Source organism: Pseudomonas sp. PA27(2017) (assembly GCF_001945445.1).
GTDB lineage: Bacteria > Pseudomonadota > Gammaproteobacteria > Pseudomonadales > Pseudomonadaceae > Aquipseudomonas.
The window spans coordinates 235,031-250,349 of the sequence record NZ_MSXW01000012.1; the positions used below are offsets into that span (position 1 = coordinate 235,031).

Consider the following 15,319-nt stretch of genomic DNA (forward strand, 5'->3'; position numbering starts at 1 on the left):
GTCAGATGCCGAATTCGGCCCGGTAGGCTTCCACGGCGGGCAGGTGTTGTTTCAGTTCAGCATCATCGGCCAGATATTCCAGCACCTGCTGCAGGGAAACGATGCTGACCACCGGGATGTTGAAGTCGCGTTCGACTTCCTGGATCGCCGACAGCTCGCCGCGGCCACGCTCCTGGCGGTCCAGGGCGATCAGCACGCCGGCGGCCTGGGCACCCTGGGCCTGGATGATCTGCATCACTTCGCGGATGGCCGTACCGGCGGTGATCACGTCATCGATGATCAGCACGCGGCCGTTGAGCGGCGCACCGACCAGGGTGCCGCCCTCGCCATGATCCTTGGCTTCCTTGCGGTTGAAGCACCATGGCGTATCCACGTCGTGGTGCTCGGCCAGAGCCACGCCGGTGCTGGCCGCCAGGGGAATGCCCTTGTAGGCCGGGCCGAACAGCACGTCGAAGGAAATGCCGCTGTCCACCACGGCTGCCGCGTAGAAACGCCCCAGCTTGGCCAGTGCCAGACCGCTGTCGAACAACCCGGCATTGAAGAAATACGGGCTGACGCGACCGGACTTGAGGGTGAACTGACCGAAGCGCAGAACGCCTCGCTCGATAGCAAATCGAATGAAATCGCGCTGATACGTTTGCATGAATGACCTTGAGGCAGCACAGGATGTGGCTTTGAATTACTAAACGGCGTCTAGCTCAGGTATCATACACGCACGTGTTTTTGGGGGCCATTTATGCGGATCATCAGTGTGAACGTGAATGGTATTCATGCTGCAGTCGAGCGCGGTTTGCTCAGTTGGCTGCAAGCACAGAATGCCGACGTGATCTGCCTGCAGGATACCCGCGCCTCCGCCTTTGAACTGGACGACCAAGCCCTCCAACTGGATGGCTATTTCCTCTATGCCTGCGATGCAGAAGTACCAAGCCAGGGTGGCGTGGCGCTGTACTCGCGGTTGCAACCCAAGGCGGTAATCAGCGGGCTCGGTTTTGAAACGGCCGATCGCTACGGGCGCTACCTGCAGGCTGATTTTGACAAGGTGAGTATTGCCACGCTGCTGCTGCCATCGGGCATGGGCGGTGACGAGAACCTGAATCAGAAATTCAAGTTCATGGACGATTTCTCCAAGTACCTGGACAAGCAACGCCGCAAGCGCCGCGACTACATCTATTGCGGCTCGCTGTACGTCGCCCACCAGAAGCTGGATGTGAAGAACTGGCGCGACTGCCAGCAATCACCCGGCTTCATGGCGCCCGAGCGCGCCTGGATGGATGAAGTCACCGGCACCATGGGCTACGTCGATGCTGTACGCGAGGTCAATCGCGAGGCCGACCAGTTCAGCTGGTGGCCGGATAACGAGCAGGCGGAGATGCTCAACCTGGGCTACCGCTTCGACTACCAGTTGCTCACCCCCGGCATGCGCCGCAGCGTACGCAGCGCGCGCCTGCCGCGCCAGCCGCGCTTCTCGCAGCACGCGCCACTGATCGTCGACTACGACTGGACGCTGACCGTCTGATCCCATCGTCGCCAGCCAAGACGCCCCGACCCGTTCGGGGCGTTTTCTTTTCTACGCCGCTGTATGGGGAAAAACGCCGGTAACTGTGGCGTGTCAGCTGCGGCCATCCGCGCTAGCCTGCCCGTCCGCATACCACCACCCGAGGCCGCGCCCATGACACCCAAGGACATTCTGCTGGCCGCTGTGGTGATCGTCGCCTGGGGCGTGAACTTCGTGATCATCAAGGTCGGCCTCGATGGCGTGCCGCCCATGCTGCTCGGCGCCCTGCGCTTCATGCTCGCCGCCTTTCCCGCGATCCTCTTCATCCGCCGCCCGGACATGCCTCTGCGCTGGCTGCTGGCCTACGGCCTGACCATTTCCCTGGGGCAGTTCGCCTTTCTGTTCTCGGCCATGTACGCCGGCATGCCGGCAGGCCTGGCGTCGCTGGTGCTGCAGGCGCAGGCGTTCTTCACCCTGGGCTTCGCCGCGCTGTTCATCGGTGAGTCGGTGCGGCGCAGCAGCCTGATTGGCCTGGTGGTGGCCGCGGCGGGCCTGCTGCTGATCGGCAGCGAAAGCGGACGCGCCTTTACCCTGGCCGGTTTCGTGCTGACGCTGTGTGCAGCGGCGATGTGGGGGCTGGGCAACGTGGTTACCAAGCGCATCGGCAAGGTCAACCTGGTCAGCCTGGTGGTCTGGGGCAGCCTGATTCCGCCGCTGCCGTTCCTGACCCTGTCGTTGATACTGGAAGGCCCGGCACAGATCGAGACGGCGCTGCGCAGCATTTCCCTGAACTCGGTGCTGGCCATCGCCTACCTGGCCTTCGTCGCCACGCTACTCGGCTACGGCCTTTGGAGCCGCCTGCTGTCGCGCTACCCAGCCAGCCAGGTGGCGCCGTTCTCGCTGCTGGTGCCGGTGATCGGCCTCAGCTCGGCATGGTTGTTCCTCGGCGAAGCATTGAGCGCCGTGCAGTGGCTCGGCGCCGCCATCGTGATGCTCGGTTTGTTGATCAACGTGTTCGGCCCGCGCTTGCTCCAGCAACTGCGCGGCGCCACGGCCTGATCAGCGCTGGCGCGACATGCGCCAGCAGAACCACCCTGCCCCGGCCAGGGCGAAGGCTATTATGGCGTGCGACAGCAGCGTCAGCACGTAACCCAGCGGGTGGGTAGCGAACGGATAAAAGGTCGCCGGGCCGATTCTGGACGGTGAGATGGCTACGCCGCTGTACAGCGCCTGCGCCACCGTGAACAGCAGGGTAGCGGCGCAGATCACCATGACCGTCGCGGTCAGTGGCAACAGTAGGCGCGCCGCCCAGGCCGCACGGGCGCTGGGTGGCGGCGTCTGCCATTGCGGTCGATTGCGCGCGTGGCCGGCGCGCCGAGTCTGGCGCCTGGACAGGCGAGTCATCGGCTCAGTCGACGCGCTCGAACTTGAGGTCCCAGACGCCGTGGCCAAGGCGCTCGCCGCGGCGCTCGAACTTGGTCACCGGGCGCTCGGCAGGCCGCTCGACGCAGCGACCGTCGGCGGCAAGGTTACGATAGCCCGGCGCCACGTTCATCACTTCCAGCATGTATTCGGCGTAGGGCTCCCAATCGGTGGCCATGTGCAGCACACCGCCGACCTTGAGCTTCTGGCGCACCAACTCGGCGAATGCCGGCTGCACGATACGGCGCTTGTTATGACGCGCCTTGTGCCAGGGATCGGGGAAGAACAGCAGCACGCGGTCGAGGCTGGCATCAGGCACGCACTGGCGCAGTACTTCCAGCGCATCGCAGCTGTAGACGCGCAGATTGGTCAGGTTCTGCGTCATCACGCCATTGAGCAGTGCGCCGACGCCCGGGCGGTGTACTTCGACGCCGATGAAGTCCTGCTCAGGCGCCGCGGCAGCCATTTCCAGCGTGGAGTGGCCCATGCCGAAGCCGATTTCGAAGGTCCGCGGCGCCTGGCGCCCGAATACCGCATCGAAATCCTGCATGCCATCGCTCAGTTCCAGGCCGAACTTCGGCAGGCCCAAGTCGAAGCCGCGCTGCTGCCCTTCGGTCATGCGCCCGGCACGCATCACGAAACTCTTGATGGCGCGCATGTGTCGCGGGTTTTCTTCGGCTGGGGTTTGTTCGATATCGCTCATGGGGGCACTCGGCAACGCAGGTATTAAATGGATAAAGGAAAAGCAGCGAAATAACGATCTTGCGAGCTAGAGCCATGCAAGGCCTAGGCGGCCCCGCAAAAACAGGCGAGGAAGCGGCCGGGGTCGCGGGCGACTGTACTTTTGTACATGAGCATTACTCGCTTCGCTCGCTCCTTCGGAGCCGTCCTAAAGGACGTTAGCCGCAAGCGGCTTTTCCGAGCCTGTTTTCAACGCAGCAGGGCCGACGCGCAGCTGATCGTGGAGAGTCAGCGGATCAGGCCGTCTAGCGGCGACGAGGCACTGGCATAAAGTTTCTTCGGCATGCGCCCCGCCAGGTAGGCCAGGCGACCGGCCTCGATGGCGTACTTCATGGCCTGGGCCATCAACACCGGCTGCTGGGCATGGGCGATGGCACTGTTCATCAGCACCGCCTCGCAACCCAGTTCCATGGCGATGGTGGCATCAGACGCGGTGCCCACTCCGGCATCCACCAGCACTGGAACGGTCGCTTCTTCGAGGATGATGCGCAGGTTGTAGGGGTTGCAGATGCCCAGCCCGGTGCCGATCAGACCGGCCAGCGGCATGACGGCGATGCAGCCCATCTCGGCCAACTGGCGGGCGATGATCGGATCATCACTGGTGTAGACCATCACGTCGAAGCCCTCCTTGACCAGCACTTCGGCGGCCTTGAGGGTTTCGATCACGTTGGGAAACAAGGTCTTCTGGTCGGCCAGCACTTCCAGCTTGACCAGCTTGTGGCCATCGAGCAGCTCACGGGCCAGGCGACAGGTACGCACGGCCTCGACGGCGTCGTAGCAGCCAGCGGTGTTCGGCAGGATGGTGTAGCGATCCGGCGAAATCACGTCGAGCAGATTCGGCTCGCCCGGGTTCTGGCCGATATTGGTACGGCGCACCGCCACGGTCACGATCTCCGCGCCCGATGCCTCGATGGCGTCGCGGGTCTCGTCGAGATCCTTGTATTTACCGGTGCCGACCAGCAGGCGCGACTGATAGGTGCGGCCAGCCAGGGTAAAAGGCTTGTCGTTGACTGCGTGGCTCATGGAAATTCCTCTGCAGAAAGTTGGAAGGGCGCGGCGCCGGGCTCAACCGCCGCCGATGGCATGGACCACTTCGAGGCGGTCGCCGTCGGCCAGCGCCGTGCTGCCGTACTGGCTGCGCGGAACGATATCGAGGTTACGCTCGACCGCCACGCGGCGCCCGGTCAGCTCCAGACGCTCGATCAGATCGGCGACGCTGGCGCCTTCGGGCAGCTCGAGGGTTTCACCGTTCAACTGGATATGCATGGCGACCCGTCACGACAGGAGAAAGGGCCGGCATTCTAGCCCGATCCCCGACGATGACCAAGGCGCAGACCCGCCGTTGGTCTCGCGCAATCTCAGAGCCTGTTCATGATCTCGCGAGCTGGCGCTCGTTTTTCTAACGCAGGAGCGACGACGCGCAGCAGATCATGGGCAGGTTCTAGGCCATGCGCCAGGCCGCCACACCCAGACACGCCCAGCCGGCCAGAAAGGCCAGGCCACCGAACGGGGTGATGATGCCCAGCTTGCCGATACCGCTGAGGGTCAGTGCGTAAAGGCTACCCGAAAACAGCAGGATACCGGCAGCGAAGAAACCGCCGGCCAGGTTGACCAGACGCCCTGGCGCAACCAGCGCCAAAATGGCCACGCCCAGCAAGGCCAATGCGTGGATCAGCTGGTAATGGGTGCCGGTCTGAAACACGGCCAGGTACTCGGCGCTCAGCCTGCTCTTCAAACCATGGGCCGCGAACGCGCCCAACGCAACCCCGGAAAAGCCGGCGAAAGCCGACAGCAACAACCACAGGCGAACCATAGCGTTCTCACCGATAGCCAACAGAGAGGCGCAGTTTACGCCGCCATTGGCCCAGGCGCGCCTCCCCGATTGCCGCAGCGAGCCGTGGCATTGCCCGCAACGGCGCCTGGCACCTTATACTAAGCGGCCAATCAAGCCCGGCTCCCTGCCCATGCTCCGATCCCTTCGCCGCCTCCTGCTGAAGCTGCTGCTCTGGTTCATTGCCGGCTCCTTCCTGCTGGTGCTCGCCCTGCGCTGGGTACCGCCACCGGGCACGGCGCTGATGGTCGAGCGCAAGATCGAGTCCTGGGTCGACGGCAAGCCCATCGACCTGCAGCGCACCTGGCGCTCCTGGGATGCGTTGCCGGATGACTTGAAGATCGCCGTGATCGCCAGCGAAGATCAGAAATTCGCCCAGCACTGGGGCTTCGACGTCGAAGCGATCAAGGCGGCACTGTCGCACAATCAGCAGGGCGGCTCGGTACGTGGCGCCAGCACCCTAAGCCAGCAGGTGGCCAAGAATCTGTTTCTGTGGTCCGGTCGCAGCTACCTGCGCAAGGGTATCGAGGTGTGGTTTACCGGGCTGATCGAACTGCTGTGGCCCAAGGAGCGCATTCTCGAGGTTTACCTCAACAGCGCGGAATGGGCCGACGGCGTGTTCGGCGCAGAAGCGGCCGCCCGGCATCACTTCAATATCGGCGCGTCCTACCTGTCGGCCCGCCAGGCCAGCCTGCTGGCTGCAGTGCTGCCCAATCCGCGGCAATACGATGCGGGGCGGCCCAGCGGCTACGTCAACCAGCGCGCCAACTGGATCCGCCGGCAGATGCGCCAACTGGGTGGCAGCCATTACCTGAGCCAGTTGCAAGCGCCACGTCCGGCCTGGTGGGCGAAGTAGGCCAATGGAACGATGTAGCGGTGGAAGGTAAAACCGAACCGTAGGCTGCTGCGCGATCGATGTTCATTGTGGGAGCCCCGCCTCGGGGCGAAGGGTGCGAACAACGCCGGCTTTGCAGTGTGGCCGCAATCGTTTCACCCTGGGGTCGGTGCTTCTGTAATGGCGGCCATACCGCAAAAATGCAGTTGGTAATATTCGCCTCGGATCGAGGCGTTGACCGATAGGTTGGCCCACACCATTTCGTGCTCATCGCGCAAATTGCTACCCAAACAAAAACGCCCCGAACAGGGTCGGGGCGTTTTGGGTGTTGCTGGCCGAATCAGGCGGCGATGGAGCCTTTGAGCTTGTTCATCGCATTTTTCTCCAGCTGACGGATACGCTCCGCCGAGACGTTGTACTTGGCTGCCAGCTCGTGCAGGGTGGCCTTTTCTTCGGCCAGCCAGCGCTGCTGCAGGATATCGCGGCTGCGCTCGTCGAGCGCTTCGAGCGCCTCGTGCAGGTTTGCACTGGAGGTGTCGCTCCAGTCCTCGTCTTCCATCTGCCGGGCCGGATCGTAGCGATGATCTTCCAGATACTGGGCCGGCGACTGGAACGCGCTGTCGTCGTCGGCATCGGCAGCCGGGTCGAAGGCCATATCCTGACCGGTCAGGCGACTTTCCATCTCGCGCACTTCACGAGCCTCGACACCCAGGCTCTCGGCGACGGCATTGACTTCGTCATTGCTCAACCAGGCCAGGCGCTTCTTCTGGCTACGCAGGTTGAAGAACAGCTTGCGCTGGGCCTTGGTGGTGGCGACCTTGACGATCCGCCAGTTTTTGAGAATGAACTCGTGGATTTCCGCACGAATCCAGTGCACGGCGAAAGACACCAGGCGCACACCCATTTCCGGGTTGAAACGCTTGACCGCCTTCATCAGACCGACGTTGCCTTCCTGGATAAGGTCGGCCTGGGCCAGACCATAGCCGGAGTAACTGCGCGCGATATGCACGACGAAACGCAGGTGGGCCAATACCATCTGGCGGGCCGCGTCGAGGTCCTGCTTGTAGAAGAGGTTACCGGCCAGTTCACGCTCCTGCTCGGGCGTCAGCAGCGGAATGCTGTTAACGGCATGCACGTAAGCTTCCAGGTTGGCGCCTGGAACCAGAGCATGAACAGGTTGCAAAGAAGTGGACATTAGAATCCTCCGATTCACGAAACGTACGCAGTGTAGCACTGCGCAATATGACCGGAAGCCACCATCCTGGTTCCCCGGTCAATAGTCAATATCAACCAAATCAATATGTTAGCGAAGCGTCAAACTGGCGACTTAGCGGGGAGCAAGCTCCCTCAGATGTCGCGCCACCGCCAGCCACGCACCGATATACCCCAACAGCACCGCTCCCAGCAATAGGGAGAAGCCGTCGCCAACGGGTACGCCGGCCAGGGCGAAATCGCTGCCATACAATCCGGACAGACGCACCACGGCATCGTTCAACCAGTTCAACCCAAAGGCCAGCACCAGCCAGGACAGCACACCGGCGCCCAGGCCATACAGCGCGCCCATGTAAAGGAAAGGGCGACGCACGTAGCTGTCGGTACCGCCGACCAGCTTGATCACTTCGATCTCGGTACGGCGATTCTCGATATGCAGGCGAATGGTGTTACCGATCACCAGCAGCAGCGCCATGATCAGCAAAACCGTGAGGCCAAAAACGAAACGGTCGCCCAACTTGAGGATTGCGCTCAAACGCTCGACCCAGACCAGGTCCAGCTGTGCCTGCTCAACGTTGGGCAGCTCTGCCAAACGTAAACGCAACGCCTCAAGGGTGGCTTTGTCGACTTCCTTGGGTGTTACCAGCACAGCGCCAGGCAATGGATTGCTAGGTAATTCCTTGAGGGCTTCGCCCAACCCGGACTGCTGCTGAAACTCTTCCAGGGCCTTTTCGCGACTGATCCATTCGGCTTCGGCCACGTCGTCCATGCCCGCGATTTCTTCGCGCAGGGCCTGGCCCTGACTATCGCTGGCGTCGATCTTGAGGAACACCGAGATCTGCGCAGCACGCTCCCAGGTGCCGCCAAGACGCTCGACGTTGCCTAGCAGCAACGACAGGCCCATGGGCAAGCTCAGCGCCACGGCCATTACCAGGCAAGTAAAGAAGCTGCCGATCGGGTGCTTTCCAAGGCGGCGCAGGCTGTCGACCAGGCTGGCGCGGTGGCTTTCCAGCCAGGCGCGGGTCAGGGTGCGAAAATCCGGTTCGTTGTCCGGCCCCTGTGGCTCGGCGTTCTTGGGTGCCGCGCCGACGCGCTGAGACGGCTGCGGTGGCGGGATGCGGGAAGCACTCATTCGCCGGCCTCCCCGTCACCAATCAGGCGGCCGCGTTGCAGGGTGAGCATGCGGTGGCGCATGCGCGCGATCAGTGCCAGGTCGTGACTGGCGATCAGCACGCTGGTGCCGAGGCGGTTGATGTCTTCGAATACGCCCATGATTTCCGCCGCCAGACGCGGGTCGAGGTTACCGGTAGGTTCGTCGGCCAGCAGCAGGGCCGGACGATGGACGATGGCGCGGGCGATGCCGACGCGCTGTTGCTGCCCGGTGGACAGGTCACCGGGAAACTGCTCGGCCTTGTCGCTCAGCGAGACCCGCTCCAGCGCCGAACCGACGCGGCGGCCGATATCGCTCTTGGACAGGCCGAGAATCTGCAGCGGCAGGGCCACGTTGTCGAACACGCTGCGGTCGAACAGCAGTTGGTGGTTCTGGAACACCACGCCGATCTGCCGGCGCAGGAAGGGAATCTGCGCGTTGCTGATCTGCCCCAGGTCTTGCCCTGCCAGCAGCAGCTTGCCCGAGGTCGGGCGCTCCATGGCCAGCAGCAGGCGCAGCAGGGTGCTCTTGCCGGCGCCGGAGTGGCCGGTGACGAACAGGAACTCGCCGCGCCGCACGCGGAAACTCAACTCATGCAACCCGACATGACCGTTGGGGTAACGCTTGCCGACCTGCTCGAATCGGATCATCACTGCTCCCGTTGCTGGAAAAGCGCCTGAACGAAGGGTTCGGCCTCGAAGGTGCGCAGATCGTCGATCCCCTCACCCACGCCGATGTAACGAATCGGCAGGCCAAACTGCTTGGCCAGGGCGAAGATCACGCCGCCCTTGGCCGTGCCATCCAGCTTGGTCAGGGCCAGGCCGGTCAAGTTCACCGTCTGGTTGAATTGTTTGGCCTGGTTGATGGCGTTCTGGCCGGTGCCGGCATCGAGCACCAACAGCACTTCGTGAGGCGCGCTGTCGTCGAGCTTGCCGATCACGCGGCGAACCTTCTTGAGCTCCTCCATGAGGTTGTCCTTGGTGTGCAGACGGCCGGCGGTGTCGGCGATCAGCACGTCCATGCCACGGGACTTGGCGGCCTGCACGGCGTCGAAGATCACCGAAGCCGAGTCGGCGCCGGTGTGCTGGGCGATGACCGGGATCTTGTTGCGCTCACCCCACACCTGCAGCTGTTCGACAGCGGCGGCGCGGAAGGTATCGCCGGCAGCGAGCATGACCTTCTTGCCCTCGCCCTGCAGCTTCTTGGCCAACTTGCCGATGGTGGTGGTCTTGCCGGCGCCGTTCACGCCGACCACCAGGATCACGTAGGGGCGCTTGGCGCTGTCGATCTGCAGCGGCTGCTCGACCGGGCGCAGCATGGCGGCCAGCTCTTCCTGCAGCGCCTTGAACAGCGCGTCGCTGTCGGTCAGCTGCTTACGCGCGACCTTCTGGGTCAGGCTGCCGATGATCGCCGTGGTGGCCTCGACGCCTACGTCAGCGGTGAGCAGGCGGGTCTCGATCTCGTCGAGCAGGTCGTCGTCGATGGTCTTCTTGCCAAGGAACAGGCTGGCCATGCCTTCGCCGATGCTGGCGCTGGTCTTGGACAGGCCCTGGCGCAGACGGGCAAACCAACCGCCCTTGTTGTCCGAGGGTTTGTTCTGCTCGACCACCGGCTCAGCGACCGCTTCGGCTGGCACAGTCAACACCGCGGCCGGCGTGGCGGGCACGGCATGCTGCACGTCGCTGCCCGATGCCAGAGCAGCGGGATGCTCTGCCGGGGCCGCCGGCTGCTCGGCAATCGGCTCGAGCAGTGCTTCGGGGCCATGGCGGGTGGCATCGTCCACTACGGGCTCGGCGGCGACCGCCGGCTCGCTGACAACGGGTGCCTCGACCGGGTCACGATTGACCGGGTCACGTTCGACCGGGTCGCGTTCGACCGGGTCGCGTTCGACCGGGACGTTTTCGAGCGGAGCGCTCTCGATTACCTGGGCAGCCTCAGCAGGCTGCTCCGGCTGGCTCTGCGCCGCTGCCTCGGGCACCTCGGCCTGCTGCGCGGGCTCGGCAGCGGCAGCCTCGGCCGGCTTCTTGCGCAACCAGCCGAACAGGCCGCGTTTCTCGGCTTTCTCGGCGCCCTGCTCGGGGGCCGGAGTCTTGTTGTCGTCTTTTGAACCAAACATGGAGGACGGCTATCTCACTGGGGCGAACGCCATGGCGCCTGGGCACGGGGGCTGAGGGCTTGCAAATGGGCAGCTGGTGAATTGCAAACTGCCATTGCTAGACGTGGTCGCCGTTAAAACGGATGCGTATCCTAGCACCTCCGCAGCCGCCACGGCTAAGCCGTGCGACCGCTCTGACAGCCCGTCAAGGCCACGCTGCACCGCGCTCACACCCGACCGCAATCCCACGCCCGGCGTGGTTCAACGAGGAGAGAGGTTTGTCCAGTTCACTTGCCCGCCATCTCGCCGGCCTGCTACTGGCCGTCTGTGCCCTGCCCTTCGGGGCGCAGGCCGCGGCACCGCAACCCACCCATGAATTCACTCTGGACAACGGCCTGAAAGTCATCGTCCGCGAAGACCACCGCGCCCCCGTGGTGGTCTCGCAGATCTGGTACAAAGTCGGCTCCAGCTACGAGACAGCCGGCCAGACCGGCCTGTCACATGCTCTGGAACACATGATGTTCAAGGGCAGCCGCAAGCTCGGCCCCGGCGAAGCCTCACGCGTGCTGCGCGACCTGGGCGCCGAAGAGAACGCCTTCACCAGCGACGACTACACCGCCTATTACCAGGTACTGGCCGCCGACCGCCTGGGCGTCGCCTTCGAGCTGGAGGCCGACCGCCTGGCCAGCCTGCGCCTGCCGCCGGAAGAATTCGAACGCGAGATCGAGGTGATCAAGGAGGAGCGCCGCCTGCGCACCGACGACAAACCCTCGGGACTGGCCTTCGAGCGCTTCAAGGCCATGGCCTACCCGGCCAGCGGCTACAGCATCCCGACCATCGGCTGGATGGCCGACCTCGACCGCATGAGCGTGCAGGAGCTGCGCCATTGGTACGAAACCTGGTACGTGCCCAACAACGCCACCCTGGTGGTGGTCGGCGACGTCACCGCGGACGCCGTGAAAACCCTGGCGCAGCGCTACTTCGGCGCGATCCCCAAGCGTGCCGTGCCGGCCGCGAAGATTCCTCTGGAGCTACCGGCGCCGGGCGAGCGGCAGATCACCCTGCATCTGAAGACCCAACTGCCCAGCCTGATGATGGGTTTCAACGTACCGGGCCTGGCCACCGCCAAGAACCCGCGTGACGTGCACGCCCTGCGCCTGATCGCCGCCCTGCTGGACGGCGGCTACAGCGCGCGCCTGGCCACTCGCCTGGAGCGCGGCGAGGAGTTGGTTGCCGGCGCCGGCGCCTGGTACGACGGCTACACCCGCGGCGACAGCCTGTTCACGATTTCCGCCACGCCCAATGTGCAGACCGGCAAGACCCTGGAGCAAACCGAGGCCGGCATCTGGCGCGAGCTGCACGACCTGCAGAACACCGCGCCCTCGGCCGAGGAACTGGCCCGCGTACGCGCCCAACTGATCGCCGGGCTGGTCTACGACCGCGACTCGATCAGCAGCCAGGCCACCGCCATCGGCCAGCTGGAAACCGTCGGCCTGTCCTGGAAGCTGATCGACCAGGAACTCGCCGAGCTGGAGGCCGTGACCCCGGCCGACATCCAGAGCGTCGCCAAGACCTACTTCACCCGCGACCGCCTCAGCGTCGCCCACGTTCTGCCCGAGGAGAAGCGCGATGAGTAAGCGCAACGGCCCGCGCTACGCCCTGTTGGGGCTGTTTCTGATCGCCCTGCTGGCGGCCCTGGCCTTCACCGTCAAACGCGCACCGGACGCTGCCGAGCCTACTGCCCAGTCCGCACAGGTCGCCCAAGCCGACGACAGCAAACTGCAGTCACTGGCCGAACTGGACGGCAAGGAACCCGAGCGCCGCAAACTGGACATCCAGAGCTGGCAGACTGCCGAAGGCGCCAAGGTGCTGTTCGTCGAAGCCCGCGAGCTGCCGATGTTCGACCTGCGCCTGACCTACGCCGGCGGCAGCAGCCAGGACGGCGACGTGCCTGGCCTGGCGCTGCTGACCAATGCCATGCTCAACGAAGGCGTGCCCGGCAAGGACGTCGGCGCCATCGCTGCCGGCTTCGAGAGCCTGGGCGCCGAGTTCGGCAATGGCGCCTACCGCGACATGGCGGTCACCAGCCTGCGCAGCCTCAGCGCAGCCGAGCAGCGTGAGCCGGCCCTGAAGCTGTTCGAGCAGGTGATCGGCCAACCGACCTTCCCCGCCGATTCCCTGGCGCGCATCAAGAACCAGATCCTCGCCGGCTTCGAATACCAGAAGCAGAATCCCGGCAAGCTGGCCAGCCTCGAGTTGTTCGAGCGCCTGTACGGCAAGCATCCCTACGGGCCCCCCAGCGAAGGCAACGCGCAATCGGTTCCGGGCATCAGCCGCGAACAGCTGCAGGCCTTCCATGCCAAGGCCTACGCCGCCGGCAACGCGGTGATCGCCCTGGTCGGCGACCTGTCCCGCGAGGAAGCCGAGGCCATGGCCGCCGAGGTATCCGCTGCACTGCCCAAGGGCCCAGCCCTGGCCAAGACCGTCGCACCCGAAGCGCCAAAGCCCGGCCTGACCCACATCGACTTTCCGTCCAACCAGACCCACCTGTTGATCGCCCAGCTCGGCATCACCCGTGAAGACCCGGACTACGCCGCCCTTTACCTGGGCAACCAGGTGTTCGGCGGCGGCGGTTTCGGCACCCGGCTGATGACCGAAGTGCGCGAGAAGCGCGGCCTGACCTACGGCGTGTACTCCGGCTTCACCGCCATGCAGGCCCGCGGCCCGTTCATGATCAACCTGCAGACCCGCGCCGAGCTCAGCGACGGCACCCTGCAGCTGGTCAAGGATCTGCTGCGCGAGTTCATCGCGGGCGGCCCGACCCAGGAAGAACTGGACGCCGCCAAGCGCGAGATGGCCGGCAGCTTCCCGCTGTCCACGGCCAGCAACGCGGCCATCGTCGGTCAGCTCGGCGCCATCGGTTTCTACGACCTGCCGCTCACCTACCTGGAAGATTTCATGGCCCAGGTGCAGGCGCTCAGCGTCGAGCAGGTGAAAGCTGCCATGGCCAAGCATCTCGACCCCGAAGCACTGGTGATCGTCACTGCAGGGCCTAAGGTGGAGCAGAAGGAACTGCCGCCGCCCACCGATAAGCCGGCAGAAATGCCCGCCGCCGTACCGGAGCACTGATGGCCAGACGACCGACCTCCGACAAAGCCCCCGTCGCCCACGGTGGCGACGGGCAACTGCGCATCATTGCCGGGCAATGGCGCAGCCGCCAGTTCGCCTTCCCCATGGCCCATGGCCTGCGGCCCACGCCCAACCGCGTGCGCGAAACCCTGTTCAACTGGCTGGCGCCTTATGTAGAAGCCGCCCGGGTACTTGACCCCTTTGCCGGCAGCGGCGCGCTGTTTCTCGAAGCGCTGTCGCGCGGTGCCGGAAGCGCCCTGGCGCTGGACCTCAATCCGGCGGCAGTAACCAGCCTGCGCAGCCACCTGACCACCCTGCGCTGCGACAACGGCCAGGTGCTGCAGAGCGACGCTCTCGCCTACCTGCAGAGCCAGCCGGCCACGCCGTTCGACCTGGTGTTCCTCGACCCGCCCTTTAGCCAGGATCTGCTGCTGCCCGCCTGCACGCTGCTGGAAGAGCGCGGCTGGCTGGCCGACGATGCCTGGGTCTACACCGAGAGCGAGCAGGTACCTTCCAGTCTCGGCATGCCCGGCAACTGGCGCCTGCACCGCGAGCAGAAAGCCGGCCAGGTGCATTACGCACTCTGGGAGCGCCGCCCTGCATAGCTGCCCCGAAGCGGGGCTCTCAGGCACCGCTGACCTGGGCAGGCTCGTGGGGGCGTCGCCCTTGACGCGAAAGATGGTGGGCTTGTCGCACTGTTGACGCGCACTCGCAAGGGCGCGCATCCCCGCAGGCAGTTCGACTGCCTGTTGCAGAGGAGCGGGTATCAGCCATGAGCAGAACTTTCCAACCCGCCTGGTGGCTGCCAGGGCCGCACCTGCAGACCCTCTGGGGGTCGCTGTGCCGTCGCCCGGCGGTGCTCGAACGCCAACGTGAGCGCCTGTGGCTGCAAGACGGTGACTTCCTGGACCTCGACTGGCACGGCCCCCACGAAGCCCACGCCCCTCTGGTTCTGGTGCTGCACGGCCTCACCGGCTCCTCCAGCTCCCACTACGTGCTCGGCATGCAAGGCCGGCTGGCGGCTCAGGGCTGGGCCAGCGTGGCGCTGAACTGGCGTGGCTGCTCGGGCGAACCCAACCTGCTGCCACGCGGTTACCACTCCGGCGCCAGCGAAGACCTCGCTGAAACCATCCGCCACCTGCACGCCAAACATCCCCTGGCGCCACTGTTTGCGGTGGGCTACTCGCTGGGCGGCAACGTGTTGCTCAAATACCTGGGGGAAACTGGCGCGGACAGCGGCCTGCAAGGCGCCGCCGCGGTGTCGGTACCGTTTCGCCTGGACCAGTGTGCCGACCGGATCGACGTCGGCTTCTCGCGGGTCTACCAGGCGCATTTCATGCGCGCCATGGTCGCCTACGTGAAGGACAAGCAGCGCCTGTTCGCCCACCAGGGCCAGGCCGATCGCCTGT

The 15,319-nt window shown here is 64.8% G+C and carries 17 protein-coding genes; 7 read left to right on the forward strand and 10 right to left on the reverse strand.

Annotated features, from left to right (window positions below; genetic code table 11):
* Position 1: 1 nt before the first annotated feature.
* On the reverse strand, positions 2-643 hold the full coding sequence (gene pyrE / locus BVH06_RS06375) for an orotate phosphoribosyltransferase (protein ID WP_075929783.1): 642 nt from the start codon (positions 641-643) through the stop codon (positions 2-4).
* A 93-nt stretch (positions 644-736) separates the two neighbouring features.
* On the opposite strand from pyrE, the gene BVH06_RS06380 reads away from it, so the two are divergent.
* Together BVH06_RS06380 and BVH06_RS06385 are read left to right on the forward strand one after the other, a co-directional pair.
* Positions 737-1,516: an exodeoxyribonuclease III gene (locus BVH06_RS06380; protein WP_075929784.1), complete on the forward strand. Its 780-nt coding sequence runs from the start codon at positions 737-739 to the stop codon at positions 1,514-1,516.
* Positions 1,517-1,669: 153 nt separating this feature from the next.
* On the forward strand, positions 1,670-2,554 hold the full coding sequence (locus tag BVH06_RS06385) for an EamA family transporter (protein WP_075933562.1): 885 nt from the start codon (positions 1,670-1,672) through the stop codon (positions 2,552-2,554).
* On the opposite strand, the gene BVH06_RS06390 is transcribed toward BVH06_RS06385, so the two are convergent.
* The 5 genes from BVH06_RS06390 to BVH06_RS06410 all read right to left on the reverse strand — a co-directional run bounded on the left by BVH06_RS06390 (position 2,555) and on the right by BVH06_RS06410 (position 5,471).
* Positions 2,555-2,899: a hypothetical protein gene (locus tag BVH06_RS06390; protein WP_075933563.1), complete on the reverse strand. Its 345-nt coding sequence runs from the start codon at positions 2,897-2,899 to the stop codon at positions 2,555-2,557.
* A gap of 4 nt (positions 2,900-2,903) precedes the next feature.
* Positions 2,904-3,575, reverse strand: coding sequence for a tRNA (guanosine(46)-N7)-methyltransferase TrmB (trmB, locus tag BVH06_RS06395; protein WP_218189101.1), 672 nt, complete (start codon positions 3,573-3,575; stop codon positions 2,904-2,906).
* Positions 3,576-3,886: 311 nt separating this feature from the next.
* Positions 3,887-4,681, reverse strand: a complete 795-nt coding sequence (locus tag BVH06_RS06400; RefSeq protein ID WP_075929788.1) for a thiazole synthase — start codon at positions 4,679-4,681, stop codon at positions 3,887-3,889.
* A 42-nt stretch (positions 4,682-4,723) separates the two neighbouring features.
* Positions 4,724-4,924 (reverse strand): sulfur carrier protein ThiS, encoded by a 201-nt coding sequence (gene thiS, locus BVH06_RS06405; protein WP_075929789.1) that lies wholly within the window; start codon positions 4,922-4,924, stop codon positions 4,724-4,726.
* A gap of 175 nt (positions 4,925-5,099) precedes the next feature.
* Positions 5,100-5,471 (reverse strand): DUF423 domain-containing protein, encoded by a 372-nt coding sequence (locus BVH06_RS06410; RefSeq protein ID WP_075929790.1) that lies wholly within the window; start codon positions 5,469-5,471, stop codon positions 5,100-5,102.
* Positions 5,472-5,622: 151 nt separating this feature from the next.
* Here BVH06_RS06410 and mtgA point away from each other — a divergent pair, with 151 nt between their 5' ends.
* A complete protein-coding gene (mtgA, locus tag BVH06_RS06415) occupies positions 5,623-6,345 on the forward strand; it encodes a monofunctional biosynthetic peptidoglycan transglycosylase (RefSeq protein WP_075929791.1) in 723 nt (240 codons plus the stop codon).
* Between the two features lie 319 nt (positions 6,346-6,664).
* Here the strand turns inward: mtgA and rpoH are convergent, their stop codons facing one another.
* The 4 genes from rpoH to ftsY form a co-directional block, all read right to left on the reverse strand.
* Positions 6,665-7,519 (reverse strand): RNA polymerase sigma factor RpoH, encoded by an 855-nt coding sequence (gene rpoH, locus BVH06_RS06420; RefSeq protein WP_013789309.1) that lies wholly within the window; start codon positions 7,517-7,519, stop codon positions 6,665-6,667.
* Between the two features lie 132 nt (positions 7,520-7,651).
* Positions 7,652-8,668, reverse strand: coding sequence for a permease-like cell division protein FtsX (gene ftsX, locus BVH06_RS06425; RefSeq protein ID WP_075929792.1), 1,017 nt, complete (start codon positions 8,666-8,668; stop codon positions 7,652-7,654).
* Complete coding sequence (ftsE, locus tag BVH06_RS06430; RefSeq protein WP_075929793.1) at positions 8,665-9,336, reverse strand: cell division ATP-binding protein FtsE; 672 nt, start codon at positions 9,334-9,336, stop codon at positions 8,665-8,667. The genes ftsX and ftsE overlap by 4 nt, the downstream gene beginning before the upstream one ends.
* The gene (gene ftsY / locus BVH06_RS06435; protein ID WP_075933564.1) at positions 9,336-10,802 is read right to left on the reverse strand and encodes a signal recognition particle-docking protein FtsY; all 1,467 of its coding nucleotides are present in this window, start codon (positions 10,800-10,802) and stop codon (positions 9,336-9,338) included. The genes ftsE and ftsY overlap by 1 nt, the downstream gene beginning before the upstream one ends.
* Before the next feature lie 257 nt (positions 10,803-11,059).
* Between ftsY and BVH06_RS06440 the strand changes: the two genes are divergently transcribed.
* From BVH06_RS06440 to BVH06_RS06455, 4 genes are all read left to right on the forward strand, one after another.
* Positions 11,060-12,418 (forward strand): pitrilysin family protein, encoded by a 1,359-nt coding sequence (locus tag BVH06_RS06440; RefSeq protein ID WP_075933565.1) that lies wholly within the window; start codon positions 11,060-11,062, stop codon positions 12,416-12,418.
* Positions 12,411-13,910: a pitrilysin family protein gene (locus tag BVH06_RS06445; RefSeq protein WP_075933566.1), complete on the forward strand. Its 1,500-nt coding sequence runs from the start codon at positions 12,411-12,413 to the stop codon at positions 13,908-13,910. Before BVH06_RS06440 ends, BVH06_RS06445 begins: the two co-directional genes overlap by 8 nt.
* Positions 13,910-14,515, forward strand: coding sequence for a 16S rRNA (guanine(966)-N(2))-methyltransferase RsmD (gene rsmD, locus BVH06_RS06450; RefSeq protein WP_075933567.1), 606 nt, complete (start codon positions 13,910-13,912; stop codon positions 14,513-14,515). The genes BVH06_RS06445 and rsmD overlap by 1 nt, the downstream gene beginning before the upstream one ends.
* A 167-nt stretch (positions 14,516-14,682) precedes the next feature.
* On the forward strand, positions 14,683-15,319 hold a 637-nt coding region (locus BVH06_RS06455), incomplete at its 3' end, for a YheT family hydrolase (protein ID WP_139315586.1).